General features: G+C 70.8%; 12 protein-coding genes. 8 read left to right on the forward strand and 4 right to left on the reverse strand.

The genetic code is table 11. The features are described from left to right. The first annotated feature begins 68 nt into the window (after window positions 1-68). The 3 genes from QQG74_RS07640 (at window position 69) to QQG74_RS07650 (ending at window position 3,704) form a co-directional block, all read left to right on the forward strand. Window positions 69-887, forward strand: a complete 819-nt coding sequence (locus QQG74_RS07640) for an SAM-dependent methyltransferase (protein ID WP_341719587.1) — start codon at window positions 69-71, stop codon at window positions 885-887. 3 nt (window positions 888-890) lie between these two features. Next, window positions 891-3,125, forward strand: coding sequence for an EAL domain-containing protein (locus QQG74_RS07645; RefSeq protein WP_341719588.1), 2,235 nt, complete (start codon window positions 891-893; stop codon window positions 3,123-3,125). Window positions 3,126-3,203: 78 nt separating this feature from the next. Then, window positions 3,204-3,704: a DUF456 domain-containing protein gene (locus QQG74_RS07650; RefSeq protein WP_341719589.1), complete on the forward strand. Its 501-nt coding sequence runs from the start codon at window positions 3,204-3,206 to the stop codon at window positions 3,702-3,704. A gap of 339 nt (window positions 3,705-4,043) precedes the next feature. On the opposite strand, the gene QQG74_RS07655 is transcribed toward QQG74_RS07650, so the two are convergent. After that, window positions 4,044-4,952, reverse strand: a complete 909-nt coding sequence (locus QQG74_RS07655; RefSeq protein WP_341719590.1) for an oxidoreductase — start codon at window positions 4,950-4,952, stop codon at window positions 4,044-4,046. Window positions 4,953-5,015: 63 nt separating this feature from the next. Here QQG74_RS07655 and QQG74_RS07660 point away from each other — a divergent pair, with 63 nt between their 5' ends. Continuing rightward, window positions 5,016-5,600 (forward strand): TetR/AcrR family transcriptional regulator, encoded by a 585-nt coding sequence (locus QQG74_RS07660; protein WP_341719591.1) that lies wholly within the window; start codon window positions 5,016-5,018, stop codon window positions 5,598-5,600. Here QQG74_RS07660 and rox read toward each other — a convergent pair. From rox to QQG74_RS07675, 3 genes are all read right to left on the reverse strand, one after another. Beyond that, window positions 5,597-7,021, reverse strand: coding sequence for a rifampin monooxygenase (gene rox / locus QQG74_RS07665; protein ID WP_341719592.1), 1,425 nt, complete (start codon window positions 7,019-7,021; stop codon window positions 5,597-5,599). The genes QQG74_RS07660 and rox overlap by 4 nt on opposite strands. A 349-nt stretch (window positions 7,022-7,370) precedes the next feature. Next, on the reverse strand, window positions 7,371-7,571 hold the full coding sequence (locus QQG74_RS07670) for a DUF397 domain-containing protein (protein WP_341719593.1): 201 nt from the start codon (window positions 7,569-7,571) through the stop codon (window positions 7,371-7,373). Continuing rightward, complete coding sequence (locus QQG74_RS07675; protein WP_341719594.1) at window positions 7,562-8,329, reverse strand: DUF5753 domain-containing protein; 768 nt, start codon at window positions 8,327-8,329, stop codon at window positions 7,562-7,564. Before QQG74_RS07675 ends, QQG74_RS07670 begins: the two co-directional genes overlap by 10 nt. A gap of 258 nt (window positions 8,330-8,587) precedes the next feature. Here QQG74_RS07675 and QQG74_RS07680 point away from each other — a divergent pair, with 258 nt between their 5' ends. From QQG74_RS07680 to QQG74_RS07695, 4 genes are all read left to right on the forward strand, one after another. Then, window positions 8,588-8,857 carry a flavin reductase gene (locus QQG74_RS07680; protein ID WP_341719595.1) on the forward strand — a complete coding sequence of 90 codons (270 nt, stop codon included), beginning with the start codon at window positions 8,588-8,590 and terminating at the stop codon, window positions 8,855-8,857. An 85-nt stretch (window positions 8,858-8,942) separates the two neighbouring features. Next, window positions 8,943-10,295, forward strand: coding sequence for a hypothetical protein (locus QQG74_RS07685; RefSeq protein WP_341719596.1), 1,353 nt, complete (start codon window positions 8,943-8,945; stop codon window positions 10,293-10,295). Window positions 10,296-10,466: 171 nt separating this feature from the next. Further along, window positions 10,467-11,831: a glutamine synthetase family protein gene (locus QQG74_RS07690; RefSeq protein WP_341719598.1), complete on the forward strand. Its 1,365-nt coding sequence runs from the start codon at window positions 10,467-10,469 to the stop codon at window positions 11,829-11,831. 147 nt (window positions 11,832-11,978) lie between these two features. Beyond that, window positions 11,979-13,424, forward strand: a complete 1,446-nt coding sequence (locus QQG74_RS07695) for an aldehyde dehydrogenase family protein (protein ID WP_341719599.1) — start codon at window positions 11,979-11,981, stop codon at window positions 13,422-13,424.

Genomic DNA, 13,424 nt, shown 5'->3' on the forward strand with positions numbered 1-13,424 from the left:
GTCGCGTGACGCACCGGCCTAGAGTGGGCACCGTCACACGATCCGCGGCGACGACTTGGGGTGTACCAGTGCAGATGCCGGACGGGCTGCCCGCCAAGATCGACCTCTCCCGGCCCAGCGCGGCCCGGGTGTACGACTACTTCCTCGGCGGTGCCCACAACTTCGAGATCGACCGGCAGTTGGCCGAGCAGATCGCGGCCATGACGCCAAACCTGCCGGCCACCATGCGGGCCGGCCGGGAGTTCCTGCGTCGGGCCGTACGGGCGCTGCTCGATGCCGGCGTCGACCAGTTCCTGGACATCGGCTCCGGCATCCCCACCGTCGGCAACGTGCACGAGGTCGCCCAGGCCGCGAACCCGAAGGCCCGGGTCGTCTACGTCGACATCGACCCGGTGGCGGTGGCGCACAGCCGGGACCTGCTGGCCGGCAACGACCTGACCGGGGTCGTCCACGCTGACCTGCGCGACCCGGACCTGATCCTGGCCGAGGCGCGCCGGCTGGAACTGCTCGACTTCGACCGGCCGGTGGGCATCCTGCTGGCCGGCGTGGTCCACTTCGTCCCGGACGCCGACCGTCCCGGCGAGATCCTGGCGACCCTGCGGGCCGCCACCGCGCCCGGCAGCCATCTGGTCGTCTCCCACTCCACCTTCGAAGACCAGCCGCAGGAGATGCTGGACGCGCAGCGGCTGTCGGCGCGTACCGCCACCGAGATCACCCTGCGCTCCCGCGCCGAGATCACCGGCTTCTTCGGCGACTGGACGATCCTCGAACCGGGGGTGGTGCACATGGAGCTGTGGCGGCCGGACTCACCGTCCGAGGTGGCCGCCGACGCGCAGCGGTTCGGCGCCTTCGGTGGCGTGGCCCGGAACGACCGGCCTGCGGGCTGACCGATGGCCGGGGTCGACGCCGTCGGCGGAAACGCCGTCGACCGCACCGGCGCTCAGCGTTACGCGGCCGAGTGGGCCAAGGCCGTACGCCGGCTCGGCTTCGTGCCGCTGAGCGCGGCCGAGACCGAACGGTTGCTGCTGGCGCACACCCTGCGCCTGGCCGACGTCCTGCGCACCGGGGAGGCGGTCGCCGCGGTGGCGGCGGAGGTCGGCCGGGCTCTGGTGGCGGCGAACCTGACCGAGCCGGAGATGATCGAGTGGTCGGTGCAGGCCCTTGCCGACCGGTTCCCGGCCCAGGTGCTCAGGGTGCGATCCGCCCCCGGTGCGGGGAGCGGTTCCGGCGGGCTCGGCGATCCCGGCGAGTCCGGCGACGCGGGCGGGTCCGGCGATGCCGGCGGGCTTGACGATGCGGGCGGGCTGGGGGAGCGGATCGCCGCCGCGCAGGGTGGCCTGGCCGCTGGCTTCGCCCGCGCCCTGCGCGACCGTACCTTCGCCCACCAGGAGCGGATCGCCCGTTCCGCCTGGCAGGCCCGGGACGCCGTGGAGCAGGCGTTGCGGGACAGCGAGGCCCGGTTCCGGGCGGTGTTCCGGGGAGCGGCGATCGGCATCGGCATCGCCGACATCGACGGCACCATCATCGACGTCAACCAGCCCTTCGCCGACATGCTCGGCTACCCGGTCGAGGAACTGCGGCAGCTGAATGTCGCGGCGCTGTTCCACCCCGACGACGCCCCCGGGATGGCCGAGCTGTACCGGGGACTGATCGAGGGCAAACACGACAGCGTACGGGTCGAGAAGCGTTACTACCGCAAGGACGGCAGCGCCGTCTGGACGGACCTGGCGGCCTCGCTGATCCGGCACGACGACGGTCGGCCCCGGTTCACCGTCGCCATGGTGGAGGACATCACCGAGCGGTACGAGCTGCAACGCCGGCTACGCTTCCAGGCGCTGCACGACCCGCTCACCGACCTGCCCAACCGGACGCTGTTCTTCGAGACGTTGGACGGGTTGCTGAGCTCGGGAGGCCGGGTCGGGCTCTGCTTCCTCGATCTCGACGGATTCAAGGCGATCAACGACAGCCTCGGCCACGACCTCGGCGACCGGCTGCTCGTGACGATCGCCCGCCGGCTCGCCGGCTGCGTGGCGGAACAGGGCTACCTGGTCGCCCGGATGGGCGGCGACGAGTTCGTCATCCTGGTCGACGGTGCCCCCGGAGTCGACGCCGTGATCGCGGTGGCCGAGGCGGCCCTGGCCGCGGTCTCCGCCCCGGTGTTCGTCGACGACCAGCAGCTGATGGTGTCGGCAAGCATCGGCATCGTCGACTCCGAGCACGTCGGCACCAGCGCCGCCGAGCTGATGAAGGCCGCCGACACCACGCTGTACTGGGCCAAGGCCGAGGGGCGGGGCCGGTGGGCGGCCTACGACCCGGAACGCACCGCCCGGGACATCGCCCGGTCGGCCCTGGTCGCCGGGCTGCCGGTGGCGCTGGAGCGGGGCGAGTTCGTGCTGCACTACCAGCCGATCGTGTCGCTGCTGGACGGACGGATGCTGGCCGTCGAGGCACTGGTCCGCTGGCAGCACCCCGAACTGGGGCTGATCGGCCCGGACCGGTTCATCGGGCTGGCCGAGGAGACCGGCCTGATCGTCCGGCTCGGTGCGTTGGTGCTGCGGCAGGCGTGCCTGGACGCCAAGCGCTGGCACGCCGAGTTCCCCGACGCCCGGCTGGTGGTGAGCGTGAACCTGGCCGCCCGCCAGGCCGACGCCCCGGCGATCGTGGACACCGTGGCCGACGCCCTGGCCAGCAGCGGGCTACCGGCGGAGCTGCTGCAACTGGAGCTGACCGAGAGCGCGGTGATGGGCTCGGCGGGTGAGCCGCTGCGTACGCTGTACCGGCTCGCCGCCCTCGGCGTACGGCTGGCGATCGACGACTTCGGCACCGGCTATTCGAACCTCGCGTACCTGCGCCGGCTGCCGATCACCTGCCTCAAACTGGCCGCGCCCTTCGTCGAGGGCATCCGGGCCGACGAGCCGGACGCCGCCGACCACCGGGACGAGCGGATCGTGGACGCCCTGGTGCGGCTGGCGCACGCCCTGGAACTCTGGGTCACCGCCGAGGGGGTGGAGACCGAGGCGCAGGCCGAGCGGCTACGCGCGCTACGCTGCGACACCGCACAGGGCCGCCTGTTCGGCCCACCCGCACCCGCCGACACCATCTCCACCCGCCTGGATGGCGGGTAAGGAAGGGCCCCCTATTAACGCCTGCGGTAGAGGAAGGGCCCCTTTTTAACAGTTGAAGCGATCGGATGGGGAGCCGACGTGAGCCTGACAGAAACCGGTGCCCTGGTGTCGGTGATCACCGCGTTGGCCATCCTCGCCGGACTGGCCGGGGTGGTGGTGCCCGGCCTGCCGGCGTTGCCGCTGTGCTGGGGCGGGGTACTCGTGTGGGCGTTGTTCGGCGACGCCGGTGCCGGGCGCTGGCTGGTGCTCGCGGCGGCCACCGTGGTCGCCCTGGGCGGCACCGTGGTCAAGTACGCCTGGCCGGGCCGCAACCTCAAGCGGGCCGGCGTGCCCACCTCCACGCTGCTCGTCGGCGCGCTGCTCGGCCTGGTGGGCTTCTTCGTCATCCCGGTCGTCGGGCTGGTCATCGGTTTCGTCGGCGGCATCTTCCTGATGGAACGGTTGCGGCTGGGCGACACCCGGCTGGCCTGGCCGGCGACCAAACAGGCGGTCGGCGCGGCCGGGCTGGCGATGCTTATCGAGTTCCTCGCCGGGGTGGTGATCGGCGTGCTCTGGGTGGCCGGCCTGGTGCTGACCTGAGCCGTGCTGCCGGGCGGCGCGGGGCGAAGCCAGGGTAGGGCGCAGCGCCGTACCCGAGAGAGAGGTGACGTGCCCCGCGCCGCCGCGGCTGCCGGGCCGTTCCGAGGGCCCGGGTCGGCCCGTCGCGATCGGGCCTGGTCACAAGCCCAAGCATGGGGTACGCCCGACCGCCCGGCAAGGCAATTGTGGGTCCGCCGGTCGACGTCACCTGCGCCGAGCCGGCGCGACGGCAGGGTCGGCCGGTCGACGTCAGCTGCGCCGAGCCGGTGCAGCGGCCGGGTCCGCCGGTCGACGTCAGCTGCGCCGAGCCGGCGCGACGGCAGGGGCGGCCGGTCGACGTCAGCTGCGCCGAGCCGGCGCGACGGTCAGTGGGAACGGCACGCCGGTCAGTTCTTCGGACACCCGCCACAGGCGGCGGGCGACGGCGTCGTCCTGGGCGGCCTTGGACCGGCCGACGAGCTTGGGTGCGCCGCGTCCTTGCAGAAAGCCGCCGGGGCCGGCGTAGCTGCCGCCCGGGATGTCGGCCACCGCCGCGTAGAGCGTGGGAAGCGCGCCGTCCTCTTCACTCTGGGCGAACCAGTTGACGGCGGTGGTGTGCAGCAGACGCCTCGGCAGCGGTGCGCCGTCGAGATGCCCGAGCAGGTTGGTGGTCGCCAGACCGGGGTGCGCGGCGGTCGCGAGCACCGGTGCAGCGGCCTCGGTGAGCCGGCGCTGTAGTTCGGCGGTGAACAGCAGGTTCGCCAGCTTCGACTGCGCGTACGCGCGAAACGCCTGGTAGGGCTTGCGCTCCCAGTTGAGGTCGTCGAAGTCGATCGTGCCGGCTCGGTGTGCGTTTGAGGAGACCGTGACCACTCGGCCCCGGATCCGTGGCAGTAGCAGGTTGGTGAGCGCGAAGTGCCCGAGGTGGTTGGTGCCGAACTGAAGTTCGAAGCCGTCGGCGGTGCGGCCGAGCGGCGGGATCATCAGGCCGGCGTTGTTGATCAGCACGTCGATCGGCTCGGTGTACGTCTCGGCGAACGTACGCACCGAACTGAGGTCGGCGAGGTCGAGTCGGCGTACGGCGACATCGCCGGCCATTGTCGCGGCGGCGGCCTTCCCCTTGGCCAGGTCACGGACGGCGAGCACGACGCGGGCGCCCTTGGCGGCGAGCGCGCGGGCGGCGGTGCGGCCGATGCCGCTGTTTCCGCCGGTGACGATGACGGTCCGGCCGGTCATGGCGGGGAGCTGGCCGATCGTGAATGTTGTCATGAGAAACAATGTATGCGGTGTCAACAATGATGTCAACGACTACATTTGGCTAGAGTGGAGCCCATGTCCGGGTACCACCACGGGAACCTCCGCGCGACACTGCTTGCCGCGGCCGAGCGCAGCCTGCGCCAACACGGCGCGGAGCAGCTCTCCCTGCGCGAGCTGGCTCGCGAGGCCGGGGTCAGCCACGCCGCGCCGCGCCGGCACTTCGCCGACCGCCAGGCGCTGCTGGACGCGCTCGCGGAGGCCGGATTCGCCCGACTGGACGCCGAACTGCGCGCGGCGCTGGCTGCCGCCGGGCCGGAGTTCGAACCTCGCCTGCACGGCGTGGCAACGGCCTACCTGCGGTTCGCCACCGAGGACGCCGCGCTGCTGGACCTGATGTTCGCCGGTAAGCACCGCGACGGCGCCGACCGGCTCGTCGCCGCCGCCGCTGCGGCGTTCGGGCTGCTCAACGATCTGATCATGCAGGGGCAGGAGCAGGGCGTACTCGCCCCCGGCGACCCGCAGCAGGTGGGCATCGTGCTGTTCGCCACCCTGCACGGCATCGCCACGCTGACCAACGGGAACCTGGTCCCACCGGAACTGCTCGACAACCTCCTGCCGACGGCCGTCGACCAGTTCATCCGGGGATCGGGACGCGCCTAGGCGGCGGTGCCGAACCAGCGGGGCAGGTGCCTGACCAGCTCACCCTGGTCGTCGCCGACCCAGGCCACGTGGCCGTCCGGCCGCAACAGCACGGCAGGCACGTCCAGCTCCTCGCTGACGTCGACCACGTGGTCGACGCGGTCCGCCCAGCCGGCGACCGAGAGCCGACCGGTCTGGTCGAGCAACAGGCCCCGGCCGGCGCGCGTCAGCTCGTAGAGACGGCCCTGCTTGAGGCGTACGTCCCGGATCCGCCGGCCGAGCAGGTCATGCCCGGCACCGAAGTCATAGCGCACCCCGATCGCGGTGATCTTCTCGGTGAGGTACCGGTTCACCTCGTCGAAGTCCATCAGCTCCGTCACCAGCCGGCGCATCGCCAGCGCACCCGGCTCGGTGGAGAGCAGCTCCATCTGCGCGCGGGTGTTGTTCAGTACGTCGTCGGCGACCGGGTGCCGTTCATTGTGGTAGCTGTCCAGCAGCCCTTCCGGAGCCCAGCCGGCCACCTCGGCGGCCAGCTTCCAGCCGAGGTTGAACGCATCCTGGATACCGAGGTTGAGGCCCTGTCCGCCGGTCGGCGGGTGGATGTGCGCCGCATCGCCGGCCAGCAGCACCCGGCCGAGGCGGTAACGCTCGGCCAGCCGGGTCGCGTCGCCGAAGCGGGACAGCCAGCGCGGTGCGTGCACGCCGAAGTCGGTGCCCGCGTACGCCTGAAGTTGCTGTTTGAATTCCGCCAGGGTGGGCGGTGCCGAACGGTCGGCGGCCACCCCCTCGGCGGGCACCACGACCCGATACACCCCGGCGCCGATCGGCCCGAGTCCGAACCGCTTCTGGGTCTTGCGGACCTCGCTGACCACGGCGGCCACCGTCTCCGGTGGCGCGGTCACCGCCATCTCGCCCAGCAGCGTGTCGACCCGGCTCGGCTCACCGGGAAAACCGATCCCGAGCAGCCGGCGTACGGTGCTGCGCCCGCCGTCGCAGCCGACCAGGTAGCGCGATCGCTGCTGCGTGCCGTCGGCCAGTTCGACGCTCACCCCGTGCTCGTCCTGGCTCAGCCCGACCAACTCGCCGCCGCGCCGGATCTCCGCACCCACCTCGGCGGCGCGCTCGGCCAGCAGCCGGTCGGTGACCGGCTGCGGAATGCCCAGGACGTAGGGGTGCGCGGTGTCCAGCCGGTCGGGCGCGGGCTTGTCGATGGCGGCGAAGAAACCGCCGACCGGGTACCGCTGGCCGAGCGCGAGAAACCGATCCAACAGGCCGCGCTGGTCCAGCACCTCGATGCTGCGTACGTGCAGACCGAGCGCGCGGACGAACGGCGGCGGCTCGTGCTCCTTCTCCAACACCAGCGTGCGTACGCCGTGCAGCCGCAACTCGCCGGCCAACATCAGACCGGTCGGCCCCCCACCGGCAATGATCACGTCATACATGCGTACCCCCATGTGGTTCTCGGCTGTTTCCGGGCAGCGCGTACCGTCGCGGATTTCGGGTTTCCGCAGTTCCCGGCTTCGGTCGCAGATTCTGCGCCACCACCCGGGTATTGCGGCAAGACCCGGGGTGCGATATACGTTGAGAGTGGCAGGAAGACGGACATCTTCCTGCCTTTCGCGTTTGCGCCATTCCCGCTGCACGCCGTTGGTCAAGCGGTCGACGGCAGCTTGCGGCGCCCCACCGCCCGTCCGCCTTCGCGGCTTCCACTGCGGTGCGGGTTGAAGCAGAGCAAAGCGGGCGAGGGAAGGGCTGCCTGGGTGGCGGACCTTTTCGGGCTGCCGGGCAGGGTCAGCTCATGGGGCCGATCTGCTTGGCGAGGTCGACGAAGGACTGCCACGACGACGGGGTGAGGTGGAGGGTGCCGCCGTCGCGGTCCTTGGTGTCGCGGACCAGCACGACGCCGGGCAGGTTGTCGGCAACCTCGACACAGGACCCACCGTTGTTGCCGCTCTTGGTGCTCTTGCGCCACTGCGCCCTGGTCACGTCCATGATTCCGCCGCTTTCCTGATCAAATCCAGGGATTGGGCTCGGGAGAGGCACTCACCCCTGATGCGTTCCCACCTTCGGCTGAGCGTAGCAACTTCCTCGGCTCCCGTAACGATCTCTGCCCGCGCTTGACTGTCCGCGTGGGCGACGTACTCACCGCCGGGCAGTTCAGCGATGATGAAGCCGCCACCGAGACCTGGGTACATCCCGACATCCTTCGGTACGACAAGCACCTGCAACGCAGGTAGCGCCGCGCACGCCGCGAGGTGTGTGACCTGCTCGCGCATCAGCTCGCGGTTTCCATAGGCCGACTGGTAGAGCACCCCCTCGAAGACTGCGGCGACGAACATCGGGGGACGGTCGCGGCGCAGGATGGCTTGCCGGTCCAGCCGCGACGCGACGAGTTCATCGACATCACTAGAGGCCAGCATCTCGCCGGCGAGCGTGGCCCGCGCGTACGCCTCGGTTTGCAGGAGGCCAGGAATCCAGGTGTGTTCGAACCAGCGCAGGGCCACTGCCTCGCGTTCCCAGTCGACCCACTCGCGCAGCCATTGCGGCTCGCGCCGCCTGAGGACATCGGGCCACAGATCACCAACGTCCCGGCCGAGGAGTGCGGCCACCTTCGCGCGTCGCCGAGGCTGAGGAATGCGTCCCGGCGAGATCCAACGCGCCGCTGTCTTGGGATCCACCCCGGTCTGAGCTGCCAAGCTCTCGGCCGTTTCGCCGGCCTCGGCCATGGCTGCTTGAAGTGCAAGGTTCATCCTGCCTCCGCAATGGATGTCCTGGACGTCCCTGAGAATAGATGAACGTCGTGTACTGATCCCATCACTGTCGGCAAGTGTTGCTCATGCGGGCTTGCTCTGTCGGGATCGGCGGTGGGGTGGGCTTCTGCGCGGGGTCGCCCTGCTTCGGCCGGGTGGGGCGACCCCCTCCACGGTCGAGGAGGTCGACATGTCTGTCCGTTCGCACCCGCTTGCCGTACCGTGCCTCGTGGCCTGGGACCACGCCGCAGGCCGCAGATGGCGCGTGCGCTGATGGGGCGTCGGGTGGTCCCGCACGTGGCGATGCGTCCGCTCTGGCGGTGCCGCAACTGTGCTGCCGAGTGGCCGTGCCAGCCGGCCCGGCTGGCCCTGTTGGTGGAGTACCGGCAGGACCGGATCGGATTGTTGCTCTACCTGAGCGGGTTGATGGCGGAGGCCCGGGATCAGCTTGCCCAGCTCAACCCGGAGCACGTCCCGGACCTGTACGACCGCTTTCTCGGCTGGGCCCGGCGTCGGGATCGGCAGTGACTCAGGCGGAGACCGGGCCGCAGGTCGATAGTGTCGGGTATCGGACTGCGCGAACAATTGTCCGTCAGCGCGAGACACACCAGGTATGACGACACAACTCGCGACACCCGCCACCACGCATCGCAGGACCGTACGGTCTCGCCGTCAGCTCGGCATCGCCGCTGTCGGCGTCGCCGTGCTCGGCGGCCTCGCCGTCGTGCCTGCCGCCGCTTCCGCCGTACCGCCAGCTACCACCCGGATCAGTGTGGACAGCACGGGCGGCCAGGCCGTCGAGTACCGCAGCGAGCCCTTCGGGGTGAGCGCGGACGGCCAGTACGTCGCCTTCACCTCTGCCGCGCCGAACCTGACGCCGGGCGACACAAACGAGACCTGGGACGTGCTGATCCGCGACCGTCGAACCGGCACCACGAGTCGCGTCAGCCAGTCGACTGCGGGAGTTGCGGGCGACAGCTCCAGCTACGGCCACTCGCTGAGCCCAGATGGCCGCTACGTCTCCTTCACCTCCGAAGCCGCCAATCTGGTGCCCGGCGACACCAACGGGGCCTCCGACGGCTTCATCCACGACCGCCGCACGGGCCGCACCAGCCGGGTCACGCTTACCGACGGCGACGCCCAGGCCGATGCCCGCAGCTACGCACCGGCGATCAGCGCCGACGGCCGGTTCGTGGCGTTCGTCTCCGACGCCACGAACCTGGTGTCGGGTGACACCAACGGCGTGGCCGACATTTTCCTGCGGGACCGACAGGCCGGTACCACCGTCCGGGTCAGCGGCACGAACGCCGATGCGGCGTCCGACGCACCGGCGATCAGCGCCGACGGCCGGTTCGTGGCGTTCACCTCCGAAGCCACGAATCTGGTGCCCGGCGACACCAACGGCACAGCCGACGTCTTCCTCCGTGACCTGCGTACCGGCAGCCTCCGGCGGGCCAACGTCGCCACCTCCGGCGGACAGGCGAACGGTCTCACCGTCTCCCCGACGGTGAGCGCGGACGGCCGGTTCGTGGCGTTCAGCTCCGAGGCCACGAATCTGGTGTCGGGCGACACCAATGGTGTGGCCGACGTGTTCGTCCGGGACCTGCGCGCCGGCACGACCGCCCGGGTCAGCGTGCCGGCCGCCGGTGGGCAGGCCGGCGGGGGCAGCAGTTACGGCCCGATGATGAGCGCGGACGGCCGGTTCGTGGCGTTCAGCTCCGAGGCCACGAATCTGGTGTCGGGCGACACCAATGGTGTGGCCGACGTGTTCGTCCGGGACCTGCGCGCCGGCACGACCGTCCGGGCCAGCCTGGCAGCCGACGGCGGAGAGGGCAACGACGCCAGCTACAACGGGGTGGTCACCCGGGACGGCCGGCACGTCGCCTTCGCCTCGGCGGCCACGAATCTGGTGCCCGGCGACACCAACGGCGTGATCGACGTGTTCCTGCGCCGCATGCCCGGCTGATCCCCGCTCCAGCCATCCGGCGATGAGACGGGTCGGGTCCAGCACGGTGATGGTGCTGGGCTCGACCCGCGGCCCCTGCGGTTTGCGGGGGGAGGGCGAGGGGGTACGAGCGGAGCGTCTTGTTGACGGTGATCGGCTCGGCCGGTAGACCATTGTGATGGAGGCTGGCGGATGAGGAAACCACCGCTCACGCTCGAACAGTTGCGGGTCGCCGTCGCCGAGGGCGAGATCGACACGGTGGCGCTGGCCCTTGTCGACATGCAGGGTCGGTTGCAGGGCAAACGGTTCCACGCGCCGTACTTCCTCGACCAGGTGGTCGCGCACGGCAGCGAGGGGTGCAACTACCTGCTCGCCGTGGACGTGGACATGAACACCGTCGACGGGTACGCGATGTCGAGCTGGGAACGCGGCTACGGCGACTTCGCGATGCGGCCCGACTTCGACACGCTGCGTCGGGTGCCGTGGCAGCCCGGCACCGCGCTGCTCCTGGCCGACCTGGAGTGGCTGGACGGCAGCGGCGCGGTGACCGCCTCGCCCCGGCAGATCCTGCGCCGGCAGCTCGACCGGCTGGCCGGGCACGGGCTGACCGCGTACGCCGGGACCGAGCTGGAGTTCGTGCTGTTCCGTGACTCGTACGAGCAGGCGTTCTCCCGCGGTTACCGCGACCTGACGCCGGCCAACCAGTACAACGTGGATTATTCGCTGCTCGGCACGGCCCGGGTGGAGCCGCTGCTGCGCCGCATCCGCACCGAGATGGCCGGCGCCGGGTTGACGCCGGAGAGCGCCAAGGGCGAGTGCAACCTCGGCCAGCACGAGATCGCCTTCCGGTACGACGCGGCGGTGGCCTGCGCCGACCATCACGTGATCTACAAGAACGGGGCGAAGGAGATCGCCGCCCAGGAGGGCATGTCGATCACCTTCATGGCCAAGCCGAACGACCGGGAGGGCAACTCCTGCCACATCCACTTCTCGCTGCGGGACGCCGCCGGCCGCTCGGCCATGCTCGGCGACGGGCCGGCCCACCTCAGCGTTACCGGTCAGCGGGTGCTCGCCGGGCTGCTGGCCACGATGCGGGAGATGAGCCTCCTCTTCGCCCCGAACATCAACTCCTACAAGCGTTACCAGCCGGGCTCGTTCGCCCCGACCGCGCTGCGCTGGGGCACCGACAACCGCACCTGCGCGTTGCGGCTGGTGGGGCACGGCCAGGGGATGCGGGTGGAGAACCGGGTGCCGGGCGCGGACGTGAACCCGTACCTGGCGATCGCGGCGCTGGTGGCGGGTGCCGTGCACGGCATCGAGCACGAGCTTGAGTTGGGCGAGGAGTGCACCGGCAACGCGTACGACGATCCGACGGCCGAGCGGGTTCCCGGCACCCTCCGGGACGCCCTCACCCTCTGGCAGTCCTCCGAGGTGGCCCGCGCCGCCTTCGGCGAGGAGGTGGTCGAGCACTACGCCAACATGGCCCGCGTCGAGTTGTCCGCCTTCGACGCCGCCGTCACCGACTGGGAACTAACCCGTGGCTTCGAACGCCTCTGACCCCCCACCCCACCCGGCCCCCGCCCCACCCGCCCCCGCGATCTTGCACTTTCGGTCTGTGATTTGTGGTGATAGATGGCTTTTGTCCCGACTAAAAGTGCAAGATCGACGGGTCTAGGGGAGACGGGTCTAGGGGGAGGGGTGCGGGTGGGAGTGGTTAGGGATCCGGCTACCGGGGTCGGGGTGGGGGAGGTTGTCGAGACGTCGCTGCGGGAGGTTGATGAGGGGGTGGCGCGGGCGGCCCTGGCCTATGCACGGTGGCGGGGGGTTTCGGCGGGGGATCGGGCGCGGATGTTGCGGCGGTTCGCCGCGGTGGTGGACGCGCACGTGGCGGAGTTGGCGCGGCTAGAGGTCCGCAACGCGGGGCACACCATCGGGAACGCGCGGTGGGAGGCGGGCAATGTCCGGGACGTACTCGACTACTACGCGGGAGCGCCGGAGCGGCTGACCGGGCGGCAGATCCCGGTGCCGGGCGGGCTGGACGTCACCTTCCACGAGCCACTCGGCGTGGTCGGGGTGATCGTGCCGTGGAACTTTCCGATGCCGATCGCCGCCTGGGGATTCGCCCCCGCGCTGGCCGCCGGCAACACGGTGGTGCTCAAGCCCGCCGAACTGACCCCGTTGACCGCGCTGCGCCTGGCCGAACTGGCACTGGAGGCGGGGCTGCCCGAGGGCGTGTTCACCGTACTGCCCGGCCGGGGCGACGTGGTGGGCGAGCGGTTCGTCACCCACCCGGCCGTACGCAAGATCGTCTTTACCGGCTCCACCGAGGTCGGTACGCGGATCATGGCCGGGTGCGCGGCCCAGGTGAAGCGGCTCACCCTGGAACTGGGCGGCAAGTCGGCGAACCTGGTCTTCGCCGACGCCGACCTGGAGCGGGCGGCGGCCAGCGCACCCTACGGGGTCTTCGACAACGCCGGCCAGGACTGCTGCGCCCGGTCCCGGCTGCTGGTTCAACGCCCGGTCTACGACCGCTTCCTCGAACTGCTCGAACCGGCGGTGCGTGCCTTCCGGGTGGGTGACCCGGCCGACGAGCGCACCGAGATGGGCCCGTTGATCTCGGCCGGGCACCGGGACCGCGTCGCCGGCTACGTCGACGGCGCGCACGTCGCGTTCACCGGCTCCTGCCCCGACGGCCCCGGCTACTGGTACGCCCCGACGGTGCTGCTCGCCGACTCGCCAGCCGACCGACACTGGCGGGAGGAGATCTTCGGCCCGGTCGTCTCGGTGCTCCCCTTCGACGACGAGGCCGACGCGATCCGGCTGGCAAACGACACCGAGTACGGCCTCTCCGGGTCGATCTGGACCCGTGACGTGGGCCGGGCGCTACGGGTGGCCCAGGCGGTGGAGGCGGGCAACCTGAGCGTCAACTCGCACTCCTCGGTGCGTTACTGGACCCCGTTCGGCGGGATGAAGCGCTCCGGGCTGGGCCGGGAGTTGGGCCCGGACGCCCTGCACGCGTTCACCGACGTCAAGAACGTGTTCATCAGCACGGAGCAAGCCAGCACGGAGCAAGCCAGCACGGAGCAAGCCAGCACGGAGCAAGCCAGCACGGAGCAAGCCAGCACGGAGCAAGCCAGCACGGAGGAGTGA

This window comes from Micromonospora sp. FIMYZ51, assembly GCF_038246755.1.
Lineage (GTDB): Bacteria > Actinomycetota > Actinomycetes > Mycobacteriales > Micromonosporaceae > Micromonospora.

Coding starts and splice junctions, on each gene's coding strand:
- QQG74_RS07660 (WP_341719591.1), top strand. CDS start 5,016: ATGTCCGGGTACCACCACGGGAACCTCCGCGCGACACTGCTTGCCGCG.
- QQG74_RS07670 (WP_341719593.1), bottom strand. CDS start 7,571: ATGGACGTGACCAGGGCGCAGTGGCGCAAGAGCACCAAGAGCGGCAAC.
- QQG74_RS07645 (WP_341719588.1), top strand. CDS start 891: ATGGCCGGGGTCGACGCCGTCGGCGGAAACGCCGTCGACCGCACCGGC.
- QQG74_RS07685 (WP_341719596.1), top strand. CDS start 8,943: ATGACGACACAACTCGCGACACCCGCCACCACGCATCGCAGGACCGTA.
- QQG74_RS07680 (WP_341719595.1), top strand. CDS start 8,588: ATGGCGCGTGCGCTGATGGGGCGTCGGGTGGTCCCGCACGTGGCGATG.
- QQG74_RS07675 (WP_341719594.1), bottom strand. CDS start 8,329: ATGAACCTTGCACTTCAAGCAGCCATGGCCGAGGCCGGCGAAACGGCC.
- QQG74_RS07655 (WP_341719590.1), bottom strand. CDS start 4,952: ATGACAACATTCACGATCGGCCAGCTCCCCGCCATGACCGGCCGGACC.
- rox (WP_341719592.1), bottom strand. CDS start 7,021: ATGTATGACGTGATCATTGCCGGTGGGGGGCCGACCGGTCTGATGTTG.
- QQG74_RS07690 (WP_341719598.1), top strand. CDS start 10,467: ATGAGGAAACCACCGCTCACGCTCGAACAGTTGCGGGTCGCCGTCGCC.